Genomic DNA, 25,253 nt, shown 5'->3' on the forward strand with positions numbered 1-25,253 from the left:
TGCGGACATGACCGACGCGGTGGAGCAGGCACGGGCAGCGGCAGCAGCGGCGCAGGCGGCGGCCGAGGAGGCACGTCGGCTTGCGGACGAGGCGGCTCGGCGGGCCGAGGAGCTCGCGGCGGCGCTCAGCCGGGCGGCCGACGCGAGCGCGGCACCGGAGGCGACCGGGGCGCCCGACGCGAGCACGGCCGCAGGCGGGACGACACCGGGGACAGCCACCGAGCCTCCGGGCCGCGCGCCGCTCGACGCGACCACCACGCCGGAGGCGACGACCGCGTCGACCACACCGCCGAGCGCACCGCAGTCCGGCCCCCTCGGGCCGGAGGCCGTCGACGCGATCCGCACCGGGTACGCCGTCGAGGGCACCGCCCTGGAGCTCGGTGCCCTCGTCAACGGCCGCCCGCTGCCCGACGTCCAGGTCCGGATCCCGCTCGGCATGCTCAACCGGCACGGCCTCGTGGCCGGTGCCACCGGCACGGGCAAGACCCGCACGCTCCAGTTGCTCGCGGAGCAGGTCGCCGCGAACGGCGTCCCGGTGTTCGCGGCCGACGTCAAGGGCGACCTGTCCGGACTCGCCGTGGCCGGGCAGCCGGACGAGAAGCTCCTCGCCCGCACCGAGGCGATCGGTCAGGACTGGCGCGGCGTCGCGAGTGCGGTGGAGTTCTACTCCCTCGGCGGGCAGGGCACCGGTGTGCCGATCCGGGCGACCGTCTCCGGGTTCGGCCCGCTCCTGCTGGCCAAGGTGCTCGGCCTCAACGCGACGCAGGAGTCCTCGCTCGGGTTGGTGTTCCACCATGCCGAACGCACCGGACTGCCGCTCGTCGACCTGTCGGACCTGCGCGCCGTGCTGACCCACCTGGTGAGCGACCAGGGCAAGGCGGAGCTCGCGGAGCTCGGCGGGTTGTCGAAGCAGACCGCCGGTGTGATCCTGCGCGAGCTGGTGACCTTCGCCGACCAGGGTGCGGACCGCTTCTTCGGAGCACCCGAGATCGACACCCGTGCGTTCCTGCGCACCGCCCCGGACGGCCGCGGGATCGTGAGCCTGCTCGAGGTGCCGGGCGTGCAGGACCGGCCCGAGGTGTTCTCGACGTTCCTGATGTGGCTGCTCGCCGACCTGTTCAACGAACTCCCCGAGGTCGGCGACACCGACCGGCCGGCGCTCGTGTTCTTCTTCGACGAGGCACACCTGCTCTTCTCGGGGTCGTCGAAGGACTTCCGCGAGCAGGTCGTCCGCACCGTGCGGCTCATCCGTTCGAAGGGTGTCGGCATCGTGTTCGTCACGCAGACGCCGAAGGACCTGCCCGACGACGTGCTCGCACAGCTCGGCTCGCGGGTGCAGCACCAGCTCCGTGCCCACACGCCGGACGACGCGAAGGCGCTGCGGGCGACCGTGTCGACGTACCCGACGAGTGACTACGACCTGGGGAAGGTCCTGACCTCGCTGGCGACCGGCGAGGCGGTCGTGACGGTGATGAACGAGGACGGCGCACCCACGCCGGTGGCGTGGACCCGTCTGCGCGCGCCGCAGGGATCGATGGACGCGCTGCCGTCGGACGTCCTGGAGGCGCTGGTCGCCTCGTCCCCGCTCCTCGCCCGGTACGGCACCACCGTCGACCCCGAGTCGGCGCGAGAGCTCCTGGCCGCCCGCATGGAGTCCGCCGCCGCGGACGCCGCCGCAGCGCAGGCGCAGGCGGACGCCGAGCAGGAGGCTGCCCGCGCCGCCACCGCGGCGGCGAAGGAGGCGGCCGCGCGGGCTGCGCGGGACGAGCGCGAGCAGAAGGCCGCACAGGCGGAGTACGAGCGGACGCAACGCGAGTTCGAACGCGCGGAGCGGGCAGCGGCGGGTCGCCGGTCGCGATCGACGTCGACACGGACGTCGCGCTCGGCCGGGCGCACTGCGGACGACCCGCTCGGCGGACTGCTCGGGAACGGCCTCGGGCAGACCATCGCGAAGGAGGTCGTCCGGGGCATCTTCTCGACGCTCCGCCGCCGCCGCTGAGCTGCTGCCGGCCCGGTGCCGCGCGTCGCCCCGGCCGGTCTCAGCGGGTCAGGAGGCCGACGGTCTCGACGGCGAGCAGGCCGGCGACGATGCACGCGGTCGCCGCGCCCACCGCGAGCACGCCCCCGCGGCGCTCGTACCAGGTGCGGCTCGTGGGCCAGCGGCGGGTGGCCTCGCGGACGTGGACCGGTCGGCGCTCGTGCTCGACCGGCACGCCCAGCACCTCGACCACGCGGTCGAGGGCGTCGTCGCCCCAGACGTCGCCGCGCAGCCGGAAGAGGTGCGTGCCGTCGGCGTCGAACGCGAGGAGCTCACGCGTGGTGCGGTCGGGCGACGCGCCGTACGTCGGGGTGACGACGAGCCGGTCGATCCGCTCGCGGGCGATGCGACGGTTCGGGGTGAGGACCGCGTTCAGGGCGACGACGTCGGCGTCGATGCCGAGGAAGGCCTGACCGAGTCGGACGAAGAGGACCCCGACCAGCACGGCGACGGCGACGACGAGCCCGGCGACGAGGACCCACCAGCGCTCCGGCAGCGAGGCCCAGACGAGCGCGACGGCGAGGGGGACGGCGGAGCAGACCACGCTGAGGACGGTCGACCGGACGAGGGAGCGCCGCGGGCGGAGGACCACGTCGTGGACCGGCGTCCGCAGACGCCCGGCAGCTGACACCGTCGCTTCCCCCACCTGGGTCTCCTCACCCCTCGGGCGCACGGGCAGACCGATCTGCCACCCCGCGGGCGACGCCCCTGCCGCCCGCTGCACCGCGTCCGACCCGTCCCGGGGTCGTCCGTCTGCACAGGATAGGGCGAAGCGGGGGCGGAGGACAGCCCGTTCCACCCCCGTTGGGCGTTTCCCGGCCAGGACGGGCCGAGCGGGGTGCGATCGTGTCCCGCGAGTGGGGGACTCCGCGGGCCGCACCCGGGGCCGCAGCCGGGGCCGCGCCGGTCGGGAGCCGTGCCGACGGGGACGTGCGCCACCCGGGAACGACGAAGGGCGCGTCCTGCTGGACGCGCCCTTCGGTACTGCTGGCGGAGAATGGGGGATTCGAACCCCCGAGGGCTTGCACCCAACACGCTTTCCAAGCGTGCGCCATAGGCCACTAGGCGAATTCTCCTCGTGCCACCTCGCGGTGACGACACCCCATGGTACAGGTTCGCGGGGGTGGTCACGACCACGTCCGTCCACGGCCCCGTCGGCTCCCAGAGCGCACGGTGTGCCCGCGACTAGCCTGGAGGGGTGTCGACCCGCATCTACATCACGTCAGCAGAAGGACACACGGGCAAGAGCACCGTCGCGCTCGGTGTCCTCGAGACCCTCGCACGCTCCGTCGGACGCGTCGGCGTGTTCCGACCGGTCGCACGGTCGGTGGCCGAGCCGGACTACGTGCTCGAGCTCCTGCTGCAGCACAGCGCGGTGGGGCTCTCCTACGACGAGGCCGTCGGCGTGACCTACGACGACGTGCACGCCGACCCGGATGCCGCCCTCGGCACGATCCTGAACCGGTTCGCCCAGGTCGAGCGGCAGTGCGACGCCGTCGTGGTGCTCGGGTCCGACTACACCGACGTCGGCAGCCCGACCGAGCTGTCGTTCAACGCCAAGGTCGCGGCGAACCTCGGCGCGCCCGTGCTGCTCGTGCTCGGCGGTCGGGACTCCTCGGAGCGTGGCGTCCGCACGCCCGAGGCGATGGCGCAGGTCGCGGACGTCACCACGAGCGAACTCCGGGCGGCGCACGCCCAGCTGCTCGGCGTCGTCGTGAACCGTGCGGACCCGGACGCCCTGGCCGCGATCGTCCAGAGCGTGGAGCACGCCGTGCGCGACGACCACCCGGACACCCCCGTGTGGGCCATCCCGGAGGACCGGGTGCTCGTGGCGCCGACGGTGCGCGCCCTGCTCGAGGCGACGGGCGCCACGCTCGTCCGCGGTGACGAGGCGCTGCTCGACCGGGAGGCCCTCGGCACGGTGGTCGCCGGCATGAGCATGGAGAACGTGCTGCCGCGGCTCATCGAGGGCGGGATCGTCGTCGTGCCGGGGGACCGCAGCGACGTGCTCCTCGCGACCGTGCTCGCGAACCAGTCCGAGACCTTCCCGAGCCTGGCGGGCGTGATCCTCAACGGCGGGTTCGAGACCTCGCCGCAGATCACCCGGCTGCTCGAGGGCCTGTCGAGCTCGCTGCCGATCGCCCGGAACGACCTCGGCACGTACGACACCGCGCTCCGCATCACCCACACCCGGGGGCGCCTCGCCGCGGACTCACCCCGCAAGGCCGACCTGGCACTGGCGCTCTTCGAGCAGCACGTCGACGCCGACGCACTGCGCGACCGCCTGCAGCTCACCCCGTCCGGGGTCGTCACGCCGCTCATGTTCGAGCACGGGCTGCTCGACCGCGCGCGTGGGTACGGCAAGCGGATCGTGCTGCCCGAGGGCGACGACGACCGCATCCTGCACGCGGCGTCGACGCTGCTCGCGCGACAGGTGTGCGAGCTCACGATCCTCGGCGAGCCGACGTCGATCCGGGCACGCGCCACCGAGCTCGGCCTCGACCTCGACGGTGCGCAGCTCGTCAGCCCGTTCGACCCCGAGCTGCGCGAGCGCTTCGCCGAGGAGTACACGCGGCTCCGAGCGCACAAGGGCATGTCGATGGAGCTCGCGCGCGACACCGTCACCGACGTGTCCTACTTCGGCACGCTCATGGTGCAGCTCGGACTCGCCGACGGCATGGTGTCCGGGGCGAAGCACACCACCGCGCACACCATCCGACCGTCCTTCGAGATCATCAAGACCCGGCCGGACACCTCGATCGTCTCGAGCGTGTTCCTCATGGCGCTCGCCGACCGCGTGCTCGTCTACGGTGACTGCGCGGTCATCCCCGACCCGAGCAGCGAGCAGCTCGCCGACATCGCGATCTCGTCGGCGGAGACGGCCACGCAGTTCGGCATCGACCCGCGCGTCGCGATGCTGAGCTACTCGACCGGCGACAGCGGCACCGGTGCGGACGTCGACAAGGTGCGCGCCGGGACGGCCTTCGTCCGGGAGCGCCGCCCGGACCTGCTCGTCGAGGGACCCATCCAGTACGACGCCGCCGCCGATCCGACGGTCGCCCGCACGAAGATGCCGGACTCGCCCGTGGCGGGCCGGGCGACGGTGTTCATCTTCCCCGACCTCAACACCGGCAACAACACGTACAAGGCCGTGCAGCGCTCGGCTGGTGCGGTCGCGATCGGACCCGTCCTCCAGGGCCTGCGCAAGCCGATCAACGACCTGTCCCGCGGTGCGCTCGTCAGCGACATCGTGAACACGGTCGCCATCACGGCCATCCAGGCCGGCACCGCGACCGACGCGGCCTGACCGACCATCGCCGACCGCGACCAGCCCACCCGCCCGCACCGCGCCTCCAGACCGTCCCGAGAAAGGCACCCCACCGTGACCGCAGCCCTCGTCGTCAACTCCGGATCGAGTTCGTTCAAGTACCAGCTCATCGAACTCGAGGGCGAGCGCACGCTCGCCTCCGGGCTCGTCGAGCGCATCGGGGAGTCGTCGGGGGCGTGGAAGCACACCAACGCGCTGACGGGGGAGTCGTCGTCGAACGACGCGGCGTCCGTGCCCGACCACGCGGCCGGCTTCCAGGCGATGATCGACGCCTTCGCCAAGGTCGGGCCGTCGTTCGACGAGCACCCGCCGGCGGTCGTCGGACACCGCGTCGTGCACGGGGGGACCACCTTCGACGCGGCCACCGTCGTCACCGACGAGGTCGAGCAGCAGATCGAGGACCTGAACAGCCTGGCGCCGCTGCACAACCCCGCGAACCTCGAGGGCATCCGCGCGGCGAAGCAGGTGTTCTCGGACGTGCCGCACGTCGCCGTCTTCGACACCGCGTTCCACCAGACCATGCCGCCGCACGCCTACACGTACGCGATCCCGGCCGACCTCGCCGAGCGGTACCGGATCCGCCGGTACGGCATGCACGGGACGAGCCACAAGTACGTGTCCGAGCAGACCGCGGAGTTCCTCGGCCGCCCGCTGGCCGAGCTGAAGACGATCGTGCTGCACCTCGGCAACGGGGCGTCGGTCGCGGCGATCGACGGCGGGCGGTCGATCGAGACGTCGATGGGTCTCACGCCGCTCGAGGGCCTCGTGATGGGCACGCGCTCCGGCGACCTCGACCCGGCAGTGCTCATCCACCTGCACCGCGAGGCCGGCATGTCCTTCGACGACCTCGACACGATGCTCAACAAGCAGTCCGGGCTGCTCGGCCTCACGGGCAACGGCGACATGCGCGACGTGCAGGACGCGGCGCTCGGTGGCGACGACGAGGCCGAGGCGGCGCTCGCCGTGTACCGGCACCGGATCCGCCGCTACGTCGGGGCCTACACGGCGCAGCTCGGCGGGCTGGACGCCGTCGTGTTCACCGCCGGGGTGGGGGAGAACAACGCGCTGCTGCGGCGGCGCGTGCTCGCCGGGCTCGAGCACCTGGGCATCGAGGTCGACGCCGACCGGAACGAGCTGCACTCGAAGGAGGCCCGGCTGATCTCGACCGACGCGTCGCGGGTCGCGGTGCTCGTCGTGCCGACGAACGAGGAGCTCGAGATCGCCCGGCAGTCGGCGGCGGTCGCGCTGTAGGGCCGTCGGGCTGGTGGGCCGTCGGGCCGTCGGGCTGGTGGGCCGTCGGGCCGTCGGGCTGGTGGCACGGCGCGGCGCAGCGTGGCGCCTGGTGCTGCGCCGTCGCCGAGGCGCCGCCAGCCACTCGAGACGCCGCCACTTCGTCGAGACGCCGCCACTTCCGACGGCGTCTCGCTCGGTGGACGGCGTCTCGCGCTGACGCCGGCGTCTCGCGCTGACGCCAGCGTCCCGCCCGCGTCAGCTCAGGGCGTGCAGGGCGGCCGGGATCGGGGTGTTGCCGCTCGTCACCTCGAACTGCACCCCGACGGCGGTGTCGTCGAGCAGTGCGTGCAGGACGAGGGCGGCGACGTCCGCACGGGGGATCGACCCGCGGGGGACCGTCCGGCCGACGTGCACCGTGCCCTGCGGCGGGGTGTCGAGCAGTGCTCCAGGCCGGATGATCGTCCAGGCCAGGTTCCGCATCCGGATGTTCGCATCGGCCTCCGACTTCGCCCGGAGGTACACCTGGAAGACGTCCGCCTCCGTCCGGGCAGGGACCACGGCACGCTCGCGGTCGTAGGCGTCGGCACCCATCGCCGACACCATCACGTACCGCTGGATCCCGATCCGCTCCGCCGCGTCCGCCAGGGTGATCGCCGCGTCGCGGTCGACGGACTCCTTGCGGTCGGCGCCGCTGTTCGGCCCGGCACCCGCGGCGAAGACCACGGCGTCGACGCCACGGAGGCGCAGCGCCAGCTCGTCGTCGTCCACCTGCTCCAGGTCGACGACCAGGGCCGTCGCGCCCTGCTGCTCGACGTCGGTCACGTGGGCAGGGTTGCGGATGATCGCGACGGCGTCGTGGCCCGCGTCGGTGATCAGGCGGGCGAGGAGCAGTGCGATCTGGCCGTGTCCTCCGGCGATGGCGATCTTCATGTGTCCGATACTGCCCGGAGCATCCGGTAGACTTCCGGAGGCTCCTCACGTGACGCCATCCAGGCCAACTCCCCCAGGGCGGAAACGCAGCAAGGGTAACCGGGCTCTGGCGGGTGCGTGAGGAGTCTTCTTCGTTCCGGGGCGAGGACGCAGCCGGAGCGACCGGGGCTGTGTCGTCCTGTGCGTGCGGAGTCTTCTTCGTTCCGGGGCGAGGACGCAGCCGGAGCGACCGGGGCTGTGTCGTCCTGTGCGTGCGGAGTCTTCTTCGTTCCGGGGCTGTGTCGTCCTGTGCATGGGAAGTCTTCGCCGTTCTCCGGCAGATCCGCGATGGTTCCGGTACGCCGAGCGGACTCGCCGACGAAATCTCGTGCAACCTCGTGCGCGGTTCCTGTTCATGTGTAAAGATCACCCTCAGGAACCCCCAACCAGGGTTCCGACCCTCTCCCGTCTCACCAGCGGGGGAGTCCGAGGATCAGGTGGCAGGCGAGCCTGCCAGGAAACGGGACACGCATGCGCAGGCACGTGTCGCTCCGGGGTACCCCTGTGCCCGCAGGAGCGGTCAACTGGACACGATGGATCACCGGCGACGGGAACCGGGCTCGACGACGAGCTCCCGGTGACCGGAGCCTCCTCCTGCGCGGCGGTGTCGTCGCCACGGTGACGGCATTGCTCGCCGCCACCGTGGCGATCCAACCGGCTGCAGCGGCGCAGACGGACGTCGCCGAGGCCGAGGGCTTCCTGCTCAGCGGTTCCGGCATCGTCGACGTCGACGCGCTCGCCCAGCTCCGCGGTGCCTACTCCGCGAGCAGCGCGAGCACGGTCGGCGGGACGACGAACCAGCCGCTCGACCTCACCGCGCTGAACAGCTTGGGCGTCCGACTGTCGAACAACGTCGACCTGCTCGGCGCGAACGGCATCCTGACGCTCGGTGTCGACGGGCAGTTCGCGACGACCTCGCAGACGGGCGCCCGCGGTTCCTCCGGCCTCGTCGGCAACGACGGGGCGATCGGCGTCGGGAGCGGCACCGGGGCCGGTGCGTCGACGCTGAACCTGAACCCGCTGCTGACCCGGGTCCGCGCGGACTCGACCGTGCTGTCGAACGCGCAGCTGCAGGTGGGCGCGCTCGCCTCGACGATCAGCGCCACACGTGGTGCGACGGTGAGCACCGCGAGCGACTACCGCATCGCCGGCGCGAACCTGCAGCTCACCAGCCCCGCGGTGTCCCGACTCGCGACGACCCTGCGGGCGAACGTCGCGCCGCTGTCCGCCTCGGTGAACACCGCGCTGAGCGGAGCGGTGACGACCGACGCGGTCACGGGGGCGTTGGGATCGCTGCTCTCGCCGCTGGTGTCCGTTCGGAACACGAGCGTCCAGACGACCGCGAACCTCGATCTCGGGCCGACCATCGACGGGGTCCTCGCGCAGCCGATCACGGACGGTGCGGTGACCATCACCCCGTCGACCGGTTCGATCACCGTCGACCTCGACACGTTGACGCGGCTCAACGACCAGCCGGCGAACACCCCCGTGCTCACCGATGCTGCGGTCGCCGCGATCAACAGCAGCATCACGAACATCCTCGGGACACAGCTCCCTGCCACCCTGAGCACCGCCGTCACGAACGCGGTCGACGCCGCACGGGTGCGCGTCCAGGTCAGTGCCACGCTCAGCGCGGCCGGGGCGGTCAACCTGCCGATCAACGTGACCGTCGACTCGACCATCGGTGCGCTCGCCGTGTCGGGCGCGGCCACGCCGCAGGTCTCCGTGTCGACGGGAACGATCCTCGGGATCAACGTCGCCCCCGTGCTCGGGACGCTCGTCAGCGGCACCGTCGTCCCGGCCCTCCAGACCGCGGTGCGGCCGCTGGCGAACTCCGCCGCCCTCACCCAGCTCAGCACCACGCTCACCACCACCACGACCGCGGTCGCGACGGCGCTCTCGCCCGTCGTGCTCCTGCTCCGTCAGGTGGTCGACCTGACGGTGAACGCGCAGGACGACCCCCGCTTCCGCGACCCTCGCGGGTACGACCCAGGGGCGCAGAGCGTGACCGCCCTGCGCCTCACGGTGCTGCCGGGACTGAACGCCGCGACGGTCGACCTCGCCACCTCCACGGTGCGCGCCACGGCGTTCCTGGCCCCGACGATCACCGCACCCACGGCAGGGCAGCAGTTCAGCGTCCCGACCGACACCTCCACCCGCTCGGTGACGGTGCGCGGGACCGGTGAACCCGGTGCCGGCATCGCGCTCGCCGCGGGCGGTGGCCTGACCGCCCCCGCGACGGTCGCCCCCGACGGCACCTGGACCGCCACACTCGCGGACGTCCCGGTCGGGGACCGGACCGTCACCGCGACGCAGACGGTCGGCGGCGCCGCCGCGGGCACCGCGACGCAGGCCTTCTCGGTCGTCGCGCAGCGTCCGCTGGTCATCGACACGCCCACTGCCGGGCAGCAGTTCACCACGACCGGGACCACGACCCCGGTGACCCTCACCGGCACGTCCACCGCGAACGCGCGGATCGACGTGACGATCGGCGACGACGTCACGGCGAGCGGCACGGCGGACGGCAACGGCGTCTGGAGCGTCCCCGTCGACGCGGTCCCGGTCGGGCTGCAGACGGCCAGCGTGACGCAGACCGTCGGCGACACCACCTCGGCCGCGGTGACGCGGGACTTCGAGGTCGTCGCCGCTCGGACGCTGACCATAGAGACTCCGGCCCCCGATGCGGTCCTGCCGCTCGTCGGGGACACCCGCGCCGTCGTGCTCACCGGTGCTGCCGAGGGCGGTGCCCGCGTCGACGTGACGCTCGGCGACGGTCTGACCGCCACCACCACGGCGAACACGAACGGCACCTGGACCGCCACGGTCGAGGACGTCCCCGCGGGCGACTACACGGCCACGGCGACCCAGACCGTCGACGGCACGACGAGCGCTCCGGTGACCCGTGACTTCTCGGTCACCGCCGTTCCCGGCATCACCATCGAGGAGCCGACCGACGGAGCCGTCCTGACGGTCGCCGACGCCACGTCGACCACCCCGGTCACGGTGACCGGCACCGCTGCGCCGAACGCGTCCGTCGCGGTCGACCTCGGCGGCTCCTTCACGGCGATCACCGAGGCGGACGACGACGGCGACTGGACCGCCACCTTCCCGGGGGTCCCGGTCGGTGAGCGCACGATCACCGCGACGCAGACGGTCGCCGGCACCACCTCGGCGCCCGTCACCTCGGCCTTCGAGATCGCCGTCGGTGCCCCGCTGACGATCGCGACCCCTGCGGACGGCGCCACCGTGCCCGTCCTCGACGCCGACTCGACCGCCGACCTCGACGTCACCGGGACCGCCGAGCCCCGGGCCCGGGTGTCGGTGTCGCTCGGCGGCGGCCTCACGGCCACGACGACGGCCGACGGAGACGGTGACTGGAGGACGACGGTCGAGGACGTGCCCGTCGGTCGGTACACCCTGACCGCGACGCAGACCGTGAACGGCACGACGTCGCCGGCCCAGCAGCGGATCGTCTCGGTCGTCCCCGCGGCAGCGCTGCAGGTGACCGCACCGGTGCAGGGCGCGACGACCGTGGTCGCGAACGACGACGACACGGTCGACGTCGACGTGACCGGGACGGCGCAGCCCGGTGCCGAGATCGACGTCGTGCTCGACGAGCGAGCACCCGTCACGACGACGGTGGACGACGACGGCACCTGGTCGGTGGCCCTGCCGGACGTCGGGACCGGCGGTCACACCGTGACGGTCACCCAGACCGTCGGTGGACAGACCTCGCCGGCGATCGAGCGGGACATCTCGATCGAGGTCGGCGACGACCTCGAGATCACCGCTCCCACCGAGGGGCAGGAGATCCCCGCCACGAGCACCGGCGACGCGTCGGTCGTGGTCCGCGGGACCGCGGAGCCGGGTGCGACCGTCTCCGTCAGCATCGACGGGGCAGCACCCGTCGCCGTCGTGACCGGCCCCGCGGGCAACTGGGTCCTCGACCCGGTGCAGCTCGGGACCGGCCAGCACACCGTCGAGGCCGTGCAGACCGTGAACGGCACGACCGGTCCCACCGAGACGCGGGACTTCACCGTCGTCCCGGGCACCGCCGTCACCATCGACAGCCCGGCCGCCGGCTCGCGCTTCGTCGTGGTCGACGGGGACGCCACCGCCACGGTGACGATCAGCGGTGTCGCCGAACCCGGCGCAGCCGTGACGGTGACGGTCGGTGACCTCGAGCTCTCGACCACCGCAGCCGACGACGACGGCACCTGGTCGGTCGACGCAGCCGGGCTCGCCCCCGGTGACTACACGATCGACGCGGCACAGTCGCTGAACGGCGCGAGCACGGACGCCCTGCCCGTGGGCTTCCTGGTCGACGCTGCGGCGCCCCTCACCATCACGGCTCCAGGCACGGCGGCGATGACGGTCGCCGGCGACGACGTGACCCGTGACGTGACGGTCACCGGCACCGGGCAGCCCGGCGCGACGATCGTCGCGACGATCGACGGCGAGGAGCCCGGAGCGACGACCACGGTCGCCGCCGACGGGAGCTGGTCCGTCACCTTCGAGGACGTCGGCGTCGGGACGCACCCGGTGTCGGTCACGCAGACGCTGCCCGGCGGGGTCTCCAGCCCGGCGACGTCCGACCCCGTGACCCGCGACGTCACGCTCGTCGCCGCGGACGACGTGCTCATCACGTCTCCCGAGGACGGCGCGGTCCTGCTCGTCCCGGACGAGGACACCACACGCGACGTGACGGTGTCCGGCACGGCAGAGCCGAACGCACCGGTGACGGTCCGTGTCGGCGACGCCGAGGCCGCCACGACCGCGGACGACGACGGCGACTGGACGGTCACCGTCGGCGGCGTCGGCGTGGGCGAGCAGACGGTCACGGCGACGCAGACGGTCGGCGGCACCACCGCCTCCAGTGCGGAGCAGACGCTCACGGTGCGCGCAGGCCGACCGCTCGCGCTCACCAGCCCCGACGACGGTGACGTCATCACGGTCGCCGACGCGACCGGTACGGCCGACGTCGTGGCGGCCGGTACGGCCGAGCCGGGCGCTCCGGTGACCGTCACGCTCTCCACCGGGGAACAGGCGACCGTCGAGGCGGACGACGACGGACGGTGGACCCACACGTTCACCGACGTGCCGACCGGTGACCACACCGTCCGGGCGACGCAGGTCGTCGGCGGGATCACCTCGGCACCCGTCAGCGCCGGAGTGTCGGTGCGCGCCGGGGCGCCGCTGACCGTCACCACGCCGGCCGGCGCCACGGCCGTCACGGTCGCGGACGACGACGCCACCACCGACGTGGACTTCGCCGGCACCGGCGCGCCGGGGGCGACGGTCACCGTCGACCTCGGTGACGGCGGCACCGCCGAGACGGTCGTCGGCGACGACGGCACCTGGGCGACCACCGTCGAGGACGTCCCGGTGGGGTCCTGGACGGCGGCGGTCACGCAGTCGGTGAACGGCACCACGAGCGCCCCCGTCACGCGACCGGTCTCGGTCGTCGCCGCGGCGGAGCTCGTCGTCCGGCAGCCGGAGGACACCGTCACCGTCGCGGACGTCGCCGCCACGACGACCGTCACGGTCGCCGGTGACGCCGAGCCCGGCGCCACCGTGACGGTGACCGTCGACGACCGAGACCCGGTCGACGTGACGGTGGGCGACGACGGCACGTGGAGCGTCGACGTCGACGACGTCGCGGTCGGTGAGCACGTCGTGTCGGCGACGCAGACCGTCGCCGGCTCGACCTCGACCACGCCGGTCGAGCGTCCCTTCGAGGTCGTCGCGGCAGCGCCGGTCGTCATCACCGCCCCCGCGGACGGGGACGAGGTGCGGGTCGCCGACGAGGACGCCACGACGACGGTCACGGTGCGCGGCACCGCGGAGCCCGGCGCCACCGTGGTGCTCGACCTCGGCGGCGGGCGTGATGCCACGACCGAGGCCGACGAGGACGGCGACTGGGCGGTCGACGTCCCCGGTGTCCCCGCGGGCACCACGACCGTCAGCGTCACCCAGCAGGTCGGCGGCACCACGTCGCAGCCGGTCACGGTCGCCATCGAGGTCGTGGTCGCGGCACCGCTGACGATCGCCACCCCGGCCGACGGGTCCACCGTCACGGTCGCACAGGACGACTCCCTCGCGACGATCGTCGCGAACGGGGCGGCCGAGCCCGGTGCCGAGGTCCGCGTGACCCTGGACGACGGCGACGAGCAGACCGTGACGGCGACCGACGCCGGCACCTGGAGCGTCCGGTTCGACGGCGTCGCGACGGGTGAGCACACCGTCCGGGCGACGCAGACGGTCGACGGGTCCACATCGGGTCCGGTCGTCAACACGTTCACGGTCGAGGCCGGTGCGCCCCTGACGGTCAGCACGCCGACCGACGACCAGGTCGTCACGGTGCCGGCGTCCGACCCGACGGTCGACCTGCCCGTGGCGGGCACCGGCGAGCCCGGTGGCACGGTCACCGTGGTGGTCGACGACGGCGACCCGATCGAGGTGCCCGTCCGTGACGACGGCACCTGGGACACGGTCGTACCGGGCGTCGGTCCCGGCGACCACACGGTGACCGTCGGCCAGGAGGTCGGTGGCACCACCTCCGACCCCGTCGTGGTGGACGTGACCGTGGACGTCGCCGACGAGGACGCCGTCGTCATCACGACGCCGGCGGCCGGCAGCACCGTCCGGATCGTCGGTGACACCACGCCGGTCCGGGTCGTGGGCACGGCAGCGCCCGGCGCAACGGTGTCGGTCACGATCGACGACGGCACCGCCGTCGCGACCACGGCCGACGACGAGGGCGACTGGACGGTCACCGTGCCGGACGTCGCGCTCGGCGGCCACACCGCCTCCGCCACGCAGACCGTGGGCGGCCGGACCACTGCAGCACCCGACGTCGCCTTCACCGTCGCCGCCGTGGCCCCGCTGCAGGTGACCGCCCCCGTGGACGGCCAGGTGTTCCCGACGGACCAGGACACGGTCTCCGTGCCGGTCAGCGGGACCGCCGAGCCGGGCGCCACCGTGACGGTCGACATCGACGGCACCACGGTGTCGACGACGGCCGGTGCCGACGGCTCCTGGACGGTGACCGTGCCGGACGTCCCGGTCGGCGACCACACCGTGTCGGCGACGCAGACGGTCGGCGGGGCCACCTCGGCCCCGGTGACCAGCGGCATCAGCGTGGTCGCCGCGCAGGAGGACGACGTCGTCATCACGGACCCGACCCCGGGTCGCCTCTTCGAGGCCCCCGGGCTCGACAGCACGACCACCGTGCCCGTCTCCGGGACTGCCGCAGCCGACGCCGCGGTCGAGGTCCGGCTCTCGACCGGGCAGGTCCGGACGACGACGGCCGGCGGCGACGGTCGCTGGAGCGTCACCTTCGAGGAGGTCCCGGCCGGTGACTGGACGCTGCAGGCGACGCAGACCGTGGACGGGGGCACCTCCGACTCGCAGGTCGTGCCGATCGTCGTCCGGGTCGCGGACCCCCTGACGGTCACCTCGCCCCTGCCCGGGGCCCGGCAGACGGCCGGTGCCGACGGCACCGCCACCTGGCAGGTCACCGGGACGGCGGACCCGGGTGCGACCGTCACGGTCCGCAGCGACGCGGGAGACCCCGTCGTGACGACTGCGGCTGCCGACGGCTCCTGGTCGGTGTCCGTGGAGCTCGGGGTCGGCTCGCACACCTTCACGGTGACCCAGACCGTCGAGGGTGCCACGTCCGCCGCCCAGACCGTGCCCGTGGTGGTGGTCGCCGCCCAGCCGGGTGAGCCGGGGCAGCCGGGTGAGCCGGGGCAGCCCGGTGAGCCCGGTGAGCCCGGTGAGCCCGGGCAGCCGGGGGAGCCGGGGCAGCCCGGTGAGCCTGGAGAGCCGGGGCAGCCCGGTGAGCCTGGAGAGCCGGGTCAGCCTGGTGAGCCCGGTGAGCCTGGTGAGCCTGGAGAGCCTGGGGAGCCGGGTCAGCCCGGTGAGCCGGGTGAGCCTGGGCAGCCCGGTGAACCTGGGGAGCCTGGAGAGCCTGGAGAGCCTGGAGAGCCTGGAGAGCCTGGAGAGCCTGGAGAGCCTGGAGAGCCCGGTGAGCCCGGTGAGCCCGGTGAGCCCGGTGAGCCCGGTGAGCCCGGTGAGCCCGGTCAGCCCGGTCAGCCTGGTCAGCCTGGTCAGCCTGGTCAGCCCGGGGAGCCCGGGGAGCCTGGTCAGCCTGGTCAGCCCGGGGAGCCTGGAGAGCCGGGTCAGCCCGGTGAACCGGGCCAGCCGGGCCTGCCGGGTGGCTCCGGGAACGGAGCCGGCACCGGCACCGGAGTGATCGGTACCGGCAACGGATCGGGTCTCGCTGCCGGCAACGGATCGGGTCTCGCTGCCGGCAACGGTTCCCTCGGCAACGGATCCGGCAACGGCAACGGCAACGGCAACGGCAACGGCACCGGCACGGGATCCGGATCCGGCAACGGTTCCGGTCGCGACCTCGCCTTCACCGGTGCGGACGTCGCCCCGCTCGCGGGTGCCGCCGGCGGCCTGGTGGTCCTCGGGTTCCTGCTGCTCGGTCTCTCCCGACTGGCACGCCGCATCCGCCGCGGGCGCGCCTGACCGTACGCCCACACCGACCGCACCGCGCCTCTCGTCCGTCGTCACGACGGCCGGGAGGCGCGGTGTCGTCCCGCCTCTCCTCGCCCCCTCCACCGGTGGTCGCCGAGGGCGTCGCGGTGTCGGCCGTCCCGGCTACCCTTGGTCCGTGGTCACCGCCCTGTATCGCCGTTACCGGCCCGAGAACTTCGCCGAGCTGATCGGTCAGTCGCAGGTCACCGACCCGCTGCGGACCGCCCTGCGGACGAACCGTGTGAACCACGCCTACCTGTTCAGCGGGCCGCGCGGGTGCGGCAAGACGACCTCGGCGCGCATCCTCGCCCGGTGCCTGAACTGCGAGCAGGGCCCGACGGACACACCGTGCGGCGTCTGCCCGAGCTGCGTGGAGCTCGCCCGGGGTGGCGGGGGATCGCTCGACGTCATCGAGATCGACGCAGCGAGCCACAACGGCGTCGACGACGCGCGCGACCTGCGCGACCGCGCCGTGTTCGCACCGGCGCGCGACCGCTACAAGATCTTCATCCTCGACGAAGCACACATGGTGACGCCGCAGGGCTTCAACGCCCTGCTCAAGCTGGTCGAGGAACCGCCGGAGCACGTGAAGTTCATCTTCGCGACCACCGAGCCGGAGAAGGTCATCGGCACCATCCGCTCCCGGACCCACCACTACCCGTTCCGGCTCGTCCCGCCGGCCACGATGCTCGAGTACGTCGAGCAGCTGTGCGAGCAGGAGTCGGTCTCCGTCGCACCGGGTGTCCTCCCGCTCGTCGTCCGTGCCGGTGGGGGGTCGGTGCGAGACACGCTGTCCCTGCTCGACCAGCTCATGGCCGGCAGCGAGGACGGCGCGATCGCCTACGAACGCGCGGTCGCCCTGCTCGGCTACACCGACGCTGCGTTGCTCGACGACGTCGTGGACGCGCTGGCGGTGGCCGACCCCGCCTCGGCCTTCGCCGCGGTCGACCGCGTGGTGCAGACCGGGCAGGACCCGCGTCGCTTCGTCGAGGACCTGCTCGAGCGGCTCCGCGACCTGATCGTCGTCGCGGCGACGAACGAGAGCGCCGCAGCCGTGCTGCGCGGGATCTCTCCCGAGGAACTCGACACCATGACCCGGCAGGCCGGCGTCTTCGGCGCGACGGCGCTGTCGCGGTCCGCCGACATCGCCAACCGCGCGCTCACCGAGATGACCGGTGCGACGTCCCCCCGACTGCACCTCGAGCTGATGACGGCGCGCATGCTCGTGCCCGAGGTCGACGACACCCAGCGCGGTGCACTCGCCCGCGTCGAGCGGCTGGAGCGTCGCGTCGGTGTCGGCGACGCCGGCGGACACCAGGCTCCCGCCGCGGTCGAACGACCGCAGGCTGCACAGCAGTCCTCCGCGGGCGCTCCGGTTCCGCGCACGGGAGCGGGCAGCGCCCCGGCGCAGGCCGGCTCCTCGCCGGCGACCCCGGCTGCGCAGCCCGCTGCGTCGACCGCGACCCCGACCCGAGCAGCGGCGCCGACCCGACCGGACCAGGAGCCCGCCGATCAGGCTCCGACGACCGCGCGTGACGCCGAGCCGCGGGACCCCGGCGCGACCGTGCGCGATGCCGCTGCCTCCTGGGCGGCCGTGGCGACGCCCCCGAGCCAAGGTCCGGCCGGCGGCCCGACCGATCGGTCTGCGGGCCGACCGGCGGAGCAGAGCGCGTCGAGTGCGACGACGACGGCACACCCGACCGAGCAGCACCAGCACGATCCGTCGGGCACCGCGAACGCGTCGTCCACCGGGCAGGGGACGGCCGTCGGCGACGAGGCGGTCGTCCGACCGGTCGCCGCCGTCGGCTTCCAGCAGCTCCGCGACGCCTGGCCCCAGGTCGTCGAGCACGTCCAGCGCGCTCGGCGTTCGGCCTGGTCCGTGGTGGTCACGGCCCAGGTGACGGCCCTGCGCGAGGACGTGCTGACGCTCACCTTCCCCAGCCAGCAGGACGTGGCGTCGTTCAAGGAGATGTCCGACCCCGCGACGAGCGTCAGCGAACTGCTCCGCTCGGCGATCATCGACGTCCTCGGCCTGCGGGTGAAGTTCGTCGCCCGTGGGCCGGGACAGCAGCGCTCGGCCGGTGCTCCCGCGTCGGAGCCGGGTCGGCAGACGTCGCAGCAGCAGCCGACGCGACCGCACGTGACGTCGGAGGACACCAGCCAGCAGCAGGCCGCGCGCCAGCAGTCCGCACCGCCGCAGCCAACGACTGCCGAAGGGCCGACGCAGCAGCAGCAGCAGCACCCGACTGCGCCGCAGCAGCAGCCGACCGCACCGCAGCAGCAGCAGCCGACCGCACCGCAGCAGCCGAGCCAGCAGCAGCAGGCGAGCCAGCAGCAGGCAAGCCAGCAGCAGCAGGCGAACCAACAGCAGGGCGTATCTCAGCAGCCGACCACACGGCAGCAGCCGGCCACGCCCAGCGCTCCGGTGACCGACTGGGCCGTCGCCACGATCCCGGCGACCGACCCGACCGCCGGCGCCGTGCCCGAGCACCTCGAGCCGGGCTGGTCGGCACCGTTCGGGACGACCGACACCGGGGAACCGGTCGTGCCCGTCGCACCGGTCTCCGACCCCGCCGCCGACGCGGCCCTCGCTGCACAGCTCCGTCCGGCCTCCGCGCTCGGCGGTGCCGGAACACGCCCAGCCCGTGCTGCTGCGCCGAGCGACCCGACACCCGACGCACCGGGAGCGCCGGCACCGGCCGCAGGCGCAGCGCCCGCACCGGCCGCAGCCGCAGCGCCCGCATCGGCAGCGCCCGCCGCGCCGGGTACCGCGGCCGCCGCACCCTCCGGTGGGCCGGACGTCCCGGTCGACGACTACCCGCTCGACGACGAGCCCTACGACGACGGTGCTCCCTTCCCCGATCCGGGAGCGCACGCGTCCTCGGGTGTTCCGAGCCAGCGACCGACGCGGGCACCAGCACCGCAGGCAGCACCGGCGCAAACCGGCTCAGCACAGGCCGCGCCCGAGCAGGCAGCACCCGAGCAGGCAGCACCTGCGCAGGCAGCACCGACCCAGGAGGCGGCTGCGCAGCCAGCTCCGGCACGGACCGCTGCACCCCAGGTCCGTCGGACGCCGGTCGCTGGTCGGTACGGCGAGGCGGTCGTCCGTGAGATCCTCGGCGCGCAGTTCATCGAGGAGACCGCCCTGCACGAGGAAGGCGCCTGATGTACGACGGGATCGTCCAGGACCTGATCGACGAGTTCGGTCGGCTGCCGGGCATCGGCCCGAAGTCGGCGCAGCGCATCGCGTTCCACATCCTGCAGACCGAGTCGTTCGACCCGGCACGACTGTCCGAGCTCCTGGCCGAGGTCAAGGAGAAGGTGCGCTTCTGCGAGGTCTGCGGCAACGTCACCGAGAACGTGCGGTGCAGCATCTGTCGTGACCCCCGTCGGTCGCCGTCGGTGATCTGCGTCGTGGAGGAGGCGAAGGACGTCGCCGCCATCGAGCGCACCCGCGAGTTCCGTGGGCTCTACCACGTGCTCGGCGGAGCGATCAGCCCGATCGACGGTGTCGGTCCGGACGACCTGCGGATCCAGCAGCTGATGACGCGGCTGGCCGACGGCACCGTGGACGAGGTCATCATCGCCACCGACCCGAACCTCGAGGGCGAGGCGACGGCGACCTACCTCAGCCGACTGCTCGTCCCGATGGGCATCCGCACCACGCGACTCGCGTCCGGGCTGCCGGTGGGTGGTGACCTCGAGTACGCCGACGAGGTGACCCTCGGCCGCGCCTTCGAGGGACGACGCGTGGTCGGTCACTGACGGGCGTGCGCGCAGGATCGTTGCGTCGAGTCCGCCTCGCACGCAACATCCGCGGAACACCCTCTACGATTGACAGACCGCGCGACCGTCGCGGAACCGTCGTCCCCGGGAGTACCAGCCAGTGGCCCTGATCGTGCAGAAGTTCGGTGGATCGTCCGTCGCGGACGCCGAGAGCATCAAGCGCGTGGCGAAGCGGATCGTCCAGACGAAGAAGGCGGGCAACGACGTCGTCGTGGCCGTCTCGGCGATGGGCGACACCACCGACGAGCTCGTCGACCTCGCGCACTCCGTGACGCCGATCCCCGCCGGTCGTGAGCTCGACATGCTGCTCACCGCGGGGGAGCGCATCTCGATGGCGCTGCTCGCGATGGCGATCAAGAGCCTCGGGGTCGAGGCATCGTCGTACACGGGCAGCCAGGCCGGCATGCTCACGGACGCCCAGCACGGCAAGGCCCGCATCGTCGACGTCACCCCGAAGCGCGTGCGCGAGGCGCTCGACGCCGGGCACGTCGCGATCGTGGCCGGGTTCCAGGGGTTCAACCGCACGACGGGCGAGATCACCACGCTCGGGCGCGGTGGGTCGGACACCACCGCCGTCGCGCTCGCCGCCGCGCTCGACGCCGACGTCTGCGAGATCTACACCGACGTCGACGGCATCTTCACCGCGGACCCCCGCGTGGTGCCGAAGGCCAAGAAGGTCGACCGGATCACGAGCGAGGAGATGCTCGAGCTCGCCGCCTCCGGCGCCAAGGTCCTGTACATCCGTGCCGTCGAGTACGCCCGTCGGCACGGCGTCACCCTGCACGTCCGCTCCTCGTTCAGCAACGCCGAGGGCACCATCGTCTACAACCCTGCAGAGGGGGAAACCGTGGAAGAACCGATCATCACCGGCATCGCCGGAGACCTCTCCGAGGGGAAGATCACCGTCGTCGGCGTGCCCGACACCCCCGGCAAGGCCGCCGAGATCTTCACGATCGTGGCCCGCGCCGGCGCCAACATCGACATGATCGTGCAGAACGTGTCCGAGGCGGTCACGGGCCGCACGGACATCTCGTTCACGCTGCCGAAGGACCAGGGCCAGGGCGTCCTGACCGCGCTCGAGGTCGCCAAGGCCGACATCGGCTACTCGGGCATCCAGTACGACGACCAGATCGGCAAGCTCGCCCTGGTCGGTGCCGGCATGCGGACCAACGCCGGTGTCTCGGCGGCGCTCTTCCGTGCCCTGCACGAGGCGTCCATCAACATCGAGATGATCTCCACCTCGGAGATCCGCATCTCGGTCGTCACGCGCGCCGACACCCTGAACGAGGCCATGCGCGTCGTGCACCAGGCCTTCGGGCTGGACGCGGACCAGGAAGCCGTCGTCTACGCCGGCACCGGGCGCTGAGCCCCGCGCCGACACGACCCACGAGCAGGAGCACCACATGAGCACCACCGTCGCCGTCGTCGGCGCCACCGGCCAGGTCGGCGCCGTGATGCGTCGCCTCCTCGAGGAGCGCGCGTTCCCGGCCGACCACGTCCGGTTCTTCGCGAGTGCCCGGTCCGCCGGTTCGACGCTGTCGTTCCGGGGCGAGGAGATCGTCGTCGAGGACTCCGAGACCGCCGATCCGTCGGGCATCGACATCGCGCTGTTCTCGGCCGGTGCCACGGCGTCACGCGCCCTCGCGCCGAAGTTCGCGGCGGCGGGTGCGGTGGTCGTCGACAACTCGAGTGCCTGGCGGATGGACCCCGAGGTGCCGTTGGTCGTGAGCGAGGTCAACCCGCACGCGATCGACGACGCCCCGAAGGGCATCGTCGCCAACCCGAACTGCACGACGATGGCGATCATGCCGGTCCTCAAGGTGCTGGACACCGAAGCCGGGCTGCGCCGTCTCGTCGCGACCACCTACCAGGCCGTGTCCGGGTCGGGCCTCGCCGGAGTCGAGGAGCTCCTCGGCCAGGCGCGCGCGGCGCTCGAGCAGGACACCGCGGCGCTCACCCACGACGGTTCGGCGGTGACCTTCCCGGAGCCGGTCAAGTACGTCCGACCGATCGCCTTCGACGTCGTCCCGCTCGCGGGCAGCATCGTCGAGGACGGCATGGGGGAGACCGACGAGGAGCAGAAGCTCCGCAACGAGAGCCGCAAGATCCTCGAGCTGCCCGACCTGCTCGTCGCCGGGACCTGCGTGCGCGTCCCCGTGTTCACCGGGCACTCGATCTCCGTGCACGCCGAGTTCGCGCAGCCGCTCTCGCCCGAGCGGGCGACGGAGCTCCTCGCCACGGCCCCGGGCGTCGAGCTCGCGGACGTCCCGACTCCGCTGCAGGCAGCCGGTCAGGACCCGTCCTTCGTCGGCCGCATCCGCGCGGACCAGTCCGCGCCCGACGGCCACGGCCTGGTCCTCTTCGTCAGCAACGACAACCTGCGGAAGGGCGCTGCGCTCAACGCGGTGCAGATCGCCGAGACGATCCTCGAACGGCGCGCGGTCGCCGCCTAGCGAGCACCGTCGCCGACGCGACACGTGACGGACGGGAGGCCCGTGGCGACACCGCCACGGGCCTCCCGTCCGTCGTCCCGACCGTCAGGAACGGGACCGAGTGCGACGTCGTCGGTGCAGCAGCACGCCGGTCCCGGCGGTGAGGAGCGCGAGCGCGACGGCGAGGGGGCCGGTCACCTCGGTGCCGGTCCAGGCGAGGCGCCCCTGCGGCGCGGCGTCGACGGTCCGGGCGGTCGTCGCCGGTCCTGGCGACGGTCCGTCCGCGCCGGGCTCGCCGGTCTGGTCGGCCTCACCGGGGGTCCCGGTGCCGCCCGTGCCTCCGGCACCGTCTCCCGGAGACGGTGCGTCACCCGGATCGGTGCCCTCGCCGTCACCGGGGTCGGGGTCCGGACCGTCGCCGGCGCCGGTCCCTGCGGACACGACGACCTCGACGGGGACGGGCGGCGCGAGCTGCCCGGCGGGGGTCGAGGCGAACAGTTCGAGGGTGTACGTGCCCTCGGTGAGCGCATCGATCGGCGAGCAGGACCAGTGTCCGGCGTCGTCCGCACCTCGATCGGCGGCATCGGTCTCACAGACCACCGTCCCGTCACGGACGACGACGACGTGCGCGCCGGGCGTGGCGGTGCCCGAGAGGGCGGAACCGGGTGCCAGGTCGGTGTGGTCGAGCGTCGGTGCGACGACGGGGCCCTCGGTGACGAGTTCGATGTCGGACCCCGCGGTGCCGAGCGCCAGGAGCGCGCCGTTCGCCTGCAGGCCGAGCTCGAGGCCGTTCGCCGGTGAGGACGGGTCGTCGGCGGTGAACCGGACGACGTGGGGCGCGGGGCTCGTGGTGCGGACCTGGAGGCAGCCGGAGGGGACGGCGGCGTCGGCCAGCACGGCGAAGGGCAGCCCGGGGCCGTTGAGGGCGGACAGGCACATCGACCCGACGACGAGCGGACCGGTGGTGCCGGGCGCGGGGTAGTGCGCGGTGTCGGCGGCGACCGGGCGGGTGTCGAGCACGGGCTGGCCGTCGTGGTCGGCGACGGCGACGAAGCCGGTGGTGCCGACGACGTGGAAGGTGCCCTCCAGCGTCGCAGCGGGCGCAGCCCGTGGCTCGGGCTGCGGCGAGGGGAGCGTGTCGGCCAGGGCGGCAGGGCCGAGCAGGAGCGGGGCGATCGCGGCCGCGGGCAGGAGCGGGAGGGCGAGACGGGCGCGCCGGCGGTGGTTCACGGTGGGGCCTCCGGGAGGGGACGGTCGATCGGGACCGTGAAATGGTGCCACATCCGGAATGTCGTACTTCACTAGCAAGTGCGATGGGTACGACCAGCGCCCCGCACCCGGACGATGCCCCCGGGCGACCCAGCGGCAGTGGGTAGGATCGTCGTGTGGCAGTGAAGCAGGTGGACCCGATCGACGTCGTCCTGATCGGGGGAGGGATCATGAGCGCCACGCTCGGCGCCATCATCCACCGCCTCGAACCCACGTGGAAGATCCGCGTGTACGAGCGGCTCGGCTCGGTCGCGCAGGAGTCCTCGAACCCGTGGAACAACGCCGGGACCGGTCACTCCGCGCTGTGCGAGCTGAACTACACGCCGGAGATGCCGGACGGACACGTCGACATCGCCAAGGCCGTGACCGTCAACGAGCAGTTCCAGGTCTCGCGGCAGTTCTGGGCGCACCTGGTCGAGACCGGCGCGCTCCCGCAGCCGTCCAACTTCATCAACCCGACCCCGCACATCTCCTTCGTGTGGGGCGAGGACAACGTCGAGTACATGCGCAAGCGGTACGAGGCGCTCAAGGGCCACCCGCTCTTCGCGGGCATCGAGTACTCGGACGACCCGGCGCAGATCCGCCGGTGGGCGCCCGCGCTCATCCCGGGGCGCAAGAAGGACCAGCCGGTCGCTGCGACGTACTCGGCCGCCGGCTCGGACGTCGACTTCGGTTCGTTGACGCAGCAGCTCTTCGACGAGCTCGAGATCGCCGGTGTCGAGTTCGAGCCGTCGCACCAGGTGCAGAAGATCACGCGGTCGAAGGTCTCCGAGGGGTGGGCGCTCGACGTCCGCAACGAGATCGGTCGGTCGACGCAGCGCATCGCGGCGAAGTTCGTCTTCGTCGGCGCCGGCGGCGGGGCCCTGCGCCTGCTGCAGAAGTCGGGCATCCCGGAGATCCGCGGGTACGGCGGGTTCCCCGTGTCCGGCGAGTTCCTGCGCACCGACGACCCCGAGGTCGTGCAGAAGCACGCGGCGAAGGTGTACGGCAAGGCGAGCGTCGGCGCTCCGCCGATGTCGGTGCCGCACCTCGACACCCGGATCGTCGAGGGCAGGGCGTCGCTGATGTTCGGCCCCTACGCCGGGTTCAGCCCGAAGTTCCTCAAGCAGGGCTCGCTGCTCGACCTGTTCCGGTCGATCCGACCGCACAACCTGCGACCGATGCTGAGCGTGGCGTTCTCGAACTTCGACCTGGTCCGCTACCTGGTCGGGCAGCTCCTGGCGTCGAAGCAGACGAAGTTCGACGCCCTCCGCGACTTCATGCCGACCGCCGAACCGGAGAACTGGCACCGCATCACTGCCGGGCAGCGCGTGCAGGTCATCAAGCCGGACCCGGAGAAGGGCGGGGTGCTGCAGTTCGGCACCGAGGTCATCACCTCGGCCGACGGCTCGATCGCCGGCCTGCTCGGCGCGAGCCCCGGTGCGTCCACCGCGGTGCCGATCATGCTGACGATGCTGCAGCGGTGCTTCCCGGACCGGTGGGACGCCTGGGCCCCGATGGTGCGGACGATGGTGCCCACGTACGGCAAGGACCTCGGCGCCGACCCGCAGCTCGCCGACGAGACCCTCGAGCACACCGCGAAGGTCCTCGGTCTGCACCACTGAGCCCCGCCGCTCGGGCGACTTGCCCCTGGTTCGAACGTGTGTTCGAA

General features: G+C 72.9%; 12 protein-coding genes, 1 tRNA gene and 1 other RNA gene. 10 read left to right on the forward strand and 4 right to left on the reverse strand.

Annotated features, from left to right (window positions below; translation table 11 throughout):
- Window positions 1-7 precede the first annotated feature (7 nt).
- Complete coding sequence (locus ACIP6W_RS13910) at window positions 8-1,999, forward strand: helicase HerA-like domain-containing protein (protein ID WP_400430066.1); 1,992 nt, start codon at window positions 8-10, stop codon at window positions 1,997-1,999.
- Between the two features lie 40 nt (window positions 2,000-2,039).
- On the opposite strand, the gene ACIP6W_RS13915 is transcribed toward ACIP6W_RS13910, so the two are convergent.
- On the reverse strand, window positions 2,040-2,684 hold the full coding sequence (locus tag ACIP6W_RS13915; RefSeq protein ID WP_251159564.1) for a hypothetical protein: 645 nt from the start codon (window positions 2,682-2,684) through the stop codon (window positions 2,040-2,042).
- 342 nt (window positions 2,685-3,026) lie between these two features.
- A tRNA-Ser gene (locus ACIP6W_RS13920) sits at window positions 3,027-3,114 on the reverse strand.
- 122 nt (window positions 3,115-3,236) lie between these two features.
- Between ACIP6W_RS13920 and pta the strand changes: the two genes are divergently transcribed.
- Both pta and ACIP6W_RS13930 read left to right on the forward strand, forming a co-directional pair.
- Window positions 3,237-5,345 (forward strand): phosphate acetyltransferase, encoded by a 2,109-nt coding sequence (gene pta / locus ACIP6W_RS13925; protein WP_209685079.1) that lies wholly within the window; start codon window positions 3,237-3,239, stop codon window positions 5,343-5,345.
- 75 nt (window positions 5,346-5,420) lie between these two features.
- Window positions 5,421-6,617: an acetate kinase gene (locus tag ACIP6W_RS13930; protein WP_251154631.1), complete on the forward strand. Its 1,197-nt coding sequence runs from the start codon at window positions 5,421-5,423 to the stop codon at window positions 6,615-6,617.
- Between the two features lie 237 nt (window positions 6,618-6,854).
- Here ACIP6W_RS13930 and ACIP6W_RS13935 read toward each other — a convergent pair whose 3' ends face one another.
- A complete protein-coding gene (locus ACIP6W_RS13935; RefSeq protein ID WP_066655180.1) occupies window positions 6,855-7,529 on the reverse strand; it encodes an SDR family oxidoreductase in 675 nt (224 codons plus the stop codon).
- Between the two features lie 36 nt (window positions 7,530-7,565).
- Here ACIP6W_RS13935 and ffs point away from each other — a divergent pair.
- The 6 genes from ffs to ACIP6W_RS13965 all read left to right on the forward strand — a co-directional run bounded on the left by ffs (window position 7,566) and on the right by ACIP6W_RS13965 (window position 22,354).
- An RNA gene (gene ffs, locus ACIP6W_RS13940) (signal recognition particle sRNA small type) lies at window positions 7,566-7,662 on the forward strand.
- Between the two features lie 533 nt (window positions 7,663-8,195).
- The gene (locus ACIP6W_RS13945; RefSeq protein ID WP_400430069.1) at window positions 8,196-16,106 is read left to right on the forward strand and encodes a choice-of-anchor G family protein; all 7,911 of its coding nucleotides are present in this window, start codon (window positions 8,196-8,198) and stop codon (window positions 16,104-16,106) included.
- A 145-nt stretch (window positions 16,107-16,251) separates the two neighbouring features.
- Window positions 16,252-19,281 (forward strand): DNA polymerase III subunit gamma and tau, encoded by a 3,030-nt coding sequence (locus ACIP6W_RS13950; protein WP_400430070.1) that lies wholly within the window; start codon window positions 16,252-16,254, stop codon window positions 19,279-19,281.
- Window positions 19,281-19,880 carry a recombination mediator RecR gene (gene recR, locus ACIP6W_RS13955; protein ID WP_066655176.1) on the forward strand — a complete coding sequence of 200 codons (600 nt, stop codon included), beginning with the start codon at window positions 19,281-19,283 and terminating at the stop codon, window positions 19,878-19,880. The genes ACIP6W_RS13950 and recR overlap by 1 nt, the downstream gene beginning before the upstream one ends.
- A 121-nt stretch (window positions 19,881-20,001) precedes the next feature.
- Window positions 20,002-21,267, forward strand: a complete 1,266-nt coding sequence (locus ACIP6W_RS13960; RefSeq protein WP_066655175.1) for an aspartate kinase — start codon at window positions 20,002-20,004, stop codon at window positions 21,265-21,267.
- A 37-nt stretch (window positions 21,268-21,304) separates the two neighbouring features.
- Window positions 21,305-22,354, forward strand: a complete 1,050-nt coding sequence (locus ACIP6W_RS13965; protein WP_251154635.1) for an aspartate-semialdehyde dehydrogenase — start codon at window positions 21,305-21,307, stop codon at window positions 22,352-22,354.
- A gap of 84 nt (window positions 22,355-22,438) precedes the next feature.
- Here the strand turns inward: ACIP6W_RS13965 and ACIP6W_RS13970 are convergent, their stop codons facing one another.
- On the reverse strand, window positions 22,439-23,563 hold the full coding sequence (locus ACIP6W_RS13970) for a hypothetical protein (protein ID WP_251154636.1): 1,125 nt from the start codon (window positions 23,561-23,563) through the stop codon (window positions 22,439-22,441).
- 155 nt (window positions 23,564-23,718) lie between these two features.
- Between ACIP6W_RS13970 and ACIP6W_RS13975 the strand changes: the two genes are divergently transcribed.
- Window positions 23,719-25,206, forward strand: coding sequence for a malate:quinone oxidoreductase (locus tag ACIP6W_RS13975; RefSeq protein ID WP_209685089.1), 1,488 nt, complete (start codon window positions 23,719-23,721; stop codon window positions 25,204-25,206).
- Window positions 25,207-25,253: the final 47 nt, after the last annotated feature.

This window comes from Curtobacterium sp. NPDC088465 (genome assembly GCF_044753165.1).
In the GTDB taxonomy this organism is placed as follows: domain Bacteria; phylum Actinomycetota; class Actinomycetes; order Actinomycetales; family Microbacteriaceae; genus Curtobacterium.